This window comes from Sphingopyxis sp. (assembly GCF_016463645.1).
Lineage (GTDB): Bacteria > Pseudomonadota > Alphaproteobacteria > Sphingomonadales > Sphingomonadaceae > Sphingopyxis.
The window spans coordinates 1-3,023 of the sequence record NZ_JAEMQX010000218.1 but is presented as its reverse complement, the minus strand read 5'-3'; the positions used below and the strand labels follow the sequence as shown (position 1 = coordinate 3,023).

General features: G+C 67.4%; 1 protein-coding gene. It reads left to right on the top strand.

Annotated elements, in window-relative coordinates:
* The first annotated feature begins 59 nt into the window (after positions 1–59).
* Entirely contained in the window at positions 60–2,861 is a 2,802-nt protein-coding gene (locus tag JHC57_RS21710; protein ID WP_294032656.1) for a DUF3857 domain-containing protein, read from the top strand.
* Positions 2,862–3,023: the final 162 nt, after the last annotated feature.

Below are 3,023 nucleotides of genomic sequence, written 5' to 3'. Positions count from 1 at the left end.
CCATGCAGGCTGGGGACCGTGTCGTCGGGGTGGCGGCGCGGGGAAATCGGGGGGTATGGATGACCGTTTGGCGTAGGTTCGCGCTGGTGGCCGCTTTGGGTCTGCCGGGCGGGGTGGCATATGCGGGCGATCAGCCGGTCTATGCGCCGGCGCCGGGGTGGGTGACCGTTGCAAAGCTCGACACGGCGGCGCCCCCGGGGGCGAACGGCGGCCTGATCCTGTACGACGTGCAGCAGCGGATCGAGGGTGCGACCGTCTGGAGCTATGTCGACAGTGCGATGAAGCTCGATACACCCGAGGCGCTTTCGCAGAACAGCAATGTGACGCTGGCCTGGGGACCCGACAAGGGTGACCTGATCATCCACGAACTGGCGATCGTGCGCGGCAACGAGGTCGTCGATGCGCTGGCGGGCGGACAGAAGTTCACCGTGTTGCGGCGCGAACAATCGCTGGAGCAGCGCGAACTGACGGGCATATTGTCGGCGACGCTGGCGGTCGAAGGGCTGCGCGTCGGCGACATCCTGCGCCTTCGCATGTCGACCACCGTGAAGGACGATGCGCTCGGCGGGCGCGCGCAGGCGGTGATGCCCGTCGTGGTCGAGCCGGTTCGGCTGGCTGCGGCGTCGTACCGGCTGTCGTGGCAGAAGGATGCGCCAACGAAATGGAAATTGCTGGCGGCGGAGACCGACGCAAAAGCGCAGCGGGCGGGCGAATTCCTCGAACTGCCGATCGCCATGCCGCTACCGAAGCCGCCCGAAATTCCCGAAGACGCGCCGATCCGGTTCCAGCGGCCCCCGCTGATCGAGGCGTCGACCTTTGCCGACTGGGCGGACGTGTCGAAGGTCATGGCACCGCTTTACGCGACCGGGGGAACGATCGCCGACGGCAGCCCGCTGGCCACCGAAGTGGCAACGATCGCGGCCGCAACGCAGGATCCGCTCGCGCGGGCCGCGATGGCGCTGCAACTCGTTCAGGACCGGATCCGTTATCTCGCGGTCGGAATGGACGGCGGCAATTATATTCCCCAATCGCCGAACCGGACGTGGGAGGTCCGCTATGGCGATTGCAAGGCCAAGACGTTGTTGCTGCTTGCCCTGCTGCACAAGCTGGGCGTCGAAGCGGAGCCGGTCCTCGCGCACGCCATGCTGGGCGACATGGTGGCGCAGCGCGTGCCGAGCGCGCTCGCCTTCAATCACGTTCTCGTGCGGGCGAGCGTGAACGGCGAGTCGCTGTGGCTCGACGGCACCGGGCTCGGAACGCGGCTCGGCGACATTCGCGATACGCCGATGCTGGGCCATGTCCTGCCTGTCCGGGCGGAAGGCGCCACCCTGATGCCGGTCGAACTGCGCCCGCCCGCGCGCCCGTTCATCGACCTGTCGATGGAAGCGGACGAAAGCACCAGCGTCGACCTGCCGTCGGTTATCGCGCTGAACATGGTCGTGCGCGGGCCGCTCGCGAGCATGATGACGCTCGCCACCTCGCAGCTCCGGCCCAAGGAGCAGCGCGAGCTGACCGAGCGGTTCCTGCAATATTACGTTGGCCAGGCGCAATATGAAACGCTCGAATCCACGCCCGATCCGGCCGATGGCAGCGTGACGATCAAGGGACGCGGCCTGTTCACGACCGGGTGGAAAATGGAAGATCGCCGCACCGAGCGCTGGCTGTCGCGCGTTCCGCAGTTCATCTCGTTCCAGCCCGACCGCGCGCGACCGGCCTGGACCACGATTCCGGTTGCGACCTCGGCGCCGGACCTCGCGCGTTACCGGATGCGGATCCGGTTGCCCGACGGCGGAAAAGGCTATGTCATCGAGGGCGATCAGGCGATCGATACGCGCGTCGCGGGCTTCGAAGTCAGGCGGTCGATGCAGATGGCCGACGGGATCATCACTGTCGAGGAGACGCTCGGCACCTCGGGCATCGAAATTCCCGCAGCGCAGGTTCCGGCAGATCGCGACAGCGTCGCAACCCTGATCGCACGCTCGCCGCGCATGATCGCGCCGGAGAATGCGCGCCGCCGCTGGGAACTGCGCGGCGCGGGTTCTGCCTCGCAGCTCGACGCCATCAACAGCATCTTCACCAAGGCGGCGGCGACGGCGGACGAGAAGAATGTGACGCCGCTGGAGAGCAGCGTATCGTTTCGGCGCGGCATCGGCGATTACAAGGGAGCGAACGAGGCGCTGACGCGGCAGATCGCGATCCTGCCGTCGCTGTCGGCCTATCTGCAACGGTCGGCCGCGCGCAAGCAGCTCGGCGATCTGGCGGGTGCGCTCGCCGACGCAGAGGCCGCGCGAAAACTCGACCCGTCGTCGCCCGATGCGATATTCGCGTTGGCGATGCTGACGGCCGAGCGGGGGGACGTGGCGAAAGCGGCCGGCCTGTTCGACGAGCGTATCGCGCTCGGGGGCAAGACGCGCGACGATTTTCGGGCCTCCAAGGCGGTGATGGTCGGCGAATTCGGCGATAGCGCGGCGGCGCTTTCCGAACTCGACGAATTGATCGCGGCGAAGCCGGGCTCGCCCTATCTGCTCAATGCCCGCTGCTGGATCAAGGCGACGCGCAATGTCCAGGTCGACACCGCGCTCAAGGACTGCACGTCGGCGATGGAGCTCAGCGACAGCACCGCAGGCATTCTCGACAGCCGCGCGCTCGTCTGGATGCGGCTCGGGCGTGACGAGGATGCGCTCCGCGACCTCGACGCCGCGCTGCTTCAGGATCCCGGCATGGGAGAGACACGTTTCCTCCGTGCCATCGTCCGGAAAAGGATGGGGAAGACGGAAGACGCCGCCGCCGATCTCGCGGTCGCGCGGCAGCTGTCGCCGTCGACCGAGCGCGACTATGCGCGCTTCGGCCTGAAGCCCTGACGGGTCGCGCGGCCGGTCAGTCGAAGAGGTCGCTGAGGAAGCTTTTATACTTCTTCTTGTGCGACTTGCCGTGGTGGCGGTCGTCGCGGCCGTAATAGCGATCGTCATGATCGCGATATGGCGGCTGAGGCGGCGGCGGGGCGGAGACGCGGGGCGTCGGGG

Excerpts from the sequence above, each read along its gene's own strand:
- JHC57_RS21710 (WP_294032656.1), top strand. The coding sequence starts at position 60 with ATGACCGTTTGGCGTAGGTTCGCGCTGGTGGCCGCTTTGGGTCTGCCG.